General features: G+C 39.2%; 3 protein-coding genes and 1 pseudogene. 3 read left to right on the top strand and 1 reads right to left on the bottom strand.

Translation table 11 applies throughout. The features are described 5' to 3' along the window. A partial coding sequence (locus tag WB217_RS06490; protein ID WP_423991769.1) for an SDR family oxidoreductase occupies positions 1 to 200 on the top strand: 200 nt, incomplete at its 5' end. A gap of 260 nt (positions 201 to 460) precedes the next feature. Continuing rightward, positions 461 to 967 carry a DUF1456 family protein gene (locus WB217_RS06485; RefSeq protein ID WP_423991767.1) on the top strand — a complete coding sequence of 169 codons (507 nt, stop codon included), beginning with the start codon at positions 461 to 463 and terminating at the stop codon, positions 965 to 967. A 103-nt stretch (positions 968 to 1,070) separates the two neighbouring features. Here WB217_RS06485 and WB217_RS06480 read toward each other — a convergent pair whose 3' ends face one another. Next, complete coding sequence (locus tag WB217_RS06480; protein ID WP_423991765.1) at positions 1,071 to 1,649, bottom strand: MEDS domain-containing protein; 579 nt, start codon at positions 1,647 to 1,649, stop codon at positions 1,071 to 1,073. 211 nt (positions 1,650 to 1,860) lie between these two features. Here WB217_RS06480 and WB217_RS06475 point away from each other — a divergent pair. Continuing rightward, positions 1,861 to 2,112: pseudogene (locus WB217_RS06475) on the top strand (hypothetical protein); the annotation flags it as partial.

The raw sequence follows: 2,112 nt of genomic DNA, 5'->3' as shown, positions 1-2,112 counted from the left end.
ACGCAGAAAAATTCGATGATCCTGAACTAAAGAAAGGCGTAATCGAGCTGATACCAATGGGGTATATCGGCAAGCCTGAAGAAATTGCAGCTTGTGCAGTGTGGCTTGCGTCAACCGAAGCCAGCTACGTCACCGGTCTCACCCTTTTCGCAGATGGCGGCATGACACAATATCCAGGTTTCCAGGCAGGGAAGGGGTAAGCTTTAGCTTCTTTTAAAAAGAAATCCCTAGCCCTTGAATTATTGCTTGGAATGCCACGGTTCGTGTGGGATAATACTTGTGCTCAATGATCGAAGATTTGAGCACGAGTATTTTATGGAATATCGGTGTCAACGTTTTTAATAGGATGGCTGTGTTAAAGGTAACAGCTGATTTTTTGCACCTGTTAATTGGAGCGGAAATGAACTTTTATGTGGCCAAAACGATAAAGAACCGCGGCATTGATAGGGGAGGCTTATAAATGGAGAACAATGATATATTGATTCGATTACGATATGCACAAGATATCAAAAATATAGACATGGTCGAGATCTTCAAGCTCGGCGGCGTGAAAGTAACAAAAGACGAAGTGCTGAAGATGCTTAAAAAACCAGAAGAAGAAGTCTATGGCGCGATTGATGTAGAAGAAAATGACGATTACATAAAATGCAATAATAAGACGTTAGAATCGTTTTTAAATGGCTTCATTACGTTTAAAAGAGGAAAGCAGGATCCAAAGCCTGGCCAGCCGGAAATTCCTGCGCTGACGAATGAACATGTGAATAACATGCTTCTCAAGAAGCTGAAAATAGCGCTGGCATTAACAAGTGATGACATGCTTGATATCTTTAAATTGGCTGGAATCACCGTAACAAAAGGTGAATTAGGCGCTCTGCTGCGTAAACCAGGACACAAGAATTACAAAGAATGCGGAGATAAATTCGCCAGGAATTTTCTAAAAGGATTGGCAGTCAAATATCGGGGATAAATGTGGAACATGGGGACGGTTCTTATGTTCACTTTTTTGGAACATGGGGTTCTTACATTTCATTTCATTCGAGTTGAGAATAAGAAAATGCTTAGGAGAAATCCTAAGCATTTTGTTTATTATTCACTTCCTGATATTGTTCGGAGACGATGCACTCATCTTCGACTAGCACATATGGGTGTGTTTCCATCAAAATCCTAGTGAGGTAGTCTGGCATTTGCTCGCCTTTGTACGCACAAATTAATGGGAACGACAGTAAATTAACAGCTTCGTCCACAACTTTCTCGAAATCTTCTATTAAATGCAACGGATCTTCCATCGTGCTCCACTCCACATGTGCCCAAGATCTGAAGGAGATTTTATTTTCAACGTATGGCTGAACCATTTTATTAAAGTAATCCGTGATTGCAGGAGGATGATAACTACCACTTGAATAATAGAAATCGAAGTTGTTTACAAAGTGAACGAATTTCATTTGTTCTGCCGTTAATCGGGAGCTTAGCTCCTTATTTATAATAGGGTAAATACGTTCATTATCAATGAAAATAACGTAATCTCCCGCCTCAATGCCATCTTGTACATAACTTACTGCCTGTTCAATATAACTTTTCATTCCATTATAAGAATACAGCACGTGAACACACTTTTTGTCCTCAAACAACTGGTTCATTTTACTTTTCAAGTGATCACCTCTTCTTTCCTGTATCTCTCAACTATACTTTAAAACAGGAAAAAAAGGGGATTGATTTCATTTTGCTAAAACACGGGGACGGTTCTCATGTTTCAGGAACATGAGAACCGTCCCCGTGTTCCTAAAATAGTTTACTCAATTCTTGGTTATACTAATGAAGTGATTTCCTTTATTTGTAAAAATAAGGTTGTGTTAAATCATTATGATTAATTCTTTATATGGGCTGACTTGGTTAGCCATTTTATTTATATGGGGTGATTGGAGGAATTGGAAGCGTTACTATCCGACGATCCTTTTTTTTACGCTGGGAGATTTTCTCTACTTATATTTATTATCTGATGCTTATCCAATGTGGAGATATGTACCTCCTGCTGCGGATAAAGATATGGGGCTGACGAATACCCATATCTCCTTATCGATCATCGCCATTAAATATCCTGCTACTGTGCTGGTA

The sequence above is a fragment of the Mesobacillus sp. genome (genome assembly GCF_049588175.1).
Classification (GTDB): domain Bacteria; phylum Bacillota; class Bacilli; order Bacillales; family Cytobacillaceae; genus Mesobacillus.
The sequence above is the reverse complement of the archived record's forward strand: the minus strand, read 5'-3'. Positions and strand labels throughout refer to the sequence as shown.